Source organism: Dyella sp. ASV21 (genome assembly GCF_016428975.1).
Taxonomy (GTDB): Bacteria; Pseudomonadota; Gammaproteobacteria; order Xanthomonadales; family Rhodanobacteraceae; genus Dyella.
Window position 1 is genome coordinate 1 of the sequence record NZ_JAELTT010000226.1, and the last position, 395, is coordinate 395.

General features: G+C 75.2%; 1 protein-coding gene. It reads right to left on the reverse strand.

Features of this window, described 5'->3' with window-relative positions; translation table 11 throughout:
- Nucleotides 1-123 precede the first annotated feature (123 nt).
- On the reverse strand, nt 124-246 hold the full coding sequence (locus JHD67_RS22690; protein ID WP_255557462.1) for a hypothetical protein: 123 nt from the start codon (nt 244-246) through the stop codon (nt 124-126).
- Nucleotides 247-395 lie beyond the last annotated feature (149 nt).

Below are 395 nucleotides of genomic sequence, written 5' to 3' on the forward strand. Positions count from 1 at the left end.
CCCCCCCCCCCCCCCCCCCCCCCCCCCCCCCCCCCCCCCCCCCCCCCCCCCCCCCCCCCCCCCCCCCTCTTTCATGCTACGGCGACCCCCGAGCCCTACACCCGCACGTTGTCGTCGGCAGCGTCAGATGTGTATAAGAGACAGCAACGCATCACGCGGCACCTTGGTGGATATCGACGCGCTGGCGGCGGCGCGCGCATTGCCCAGCGAGAGCTTGGATTCGATGTCGTGGAAGATCACCCGCATGCCCCTGTCTCTTATACACATCTCCGAGCCCACGAGACCCGTGACCGAATCGCGGATGCCGGCTGCGGCGGGGAAAAAGGGGGGGGGGGGGGGGGGGGGGGGGGGGGGGGGGGGGGGGGGGGGGGGGGGGGGGGGGGGGGGGGGGGGGG

Coding starts and splice junctions, on each gene's coding strand:
- JHD67_RS22690 (WP_255557462.1), bottom strand. CDS start 246: ATGCGGGTGATCTTCCACGACATCGAATCCAAGCTCTCGCTGGGCAAT.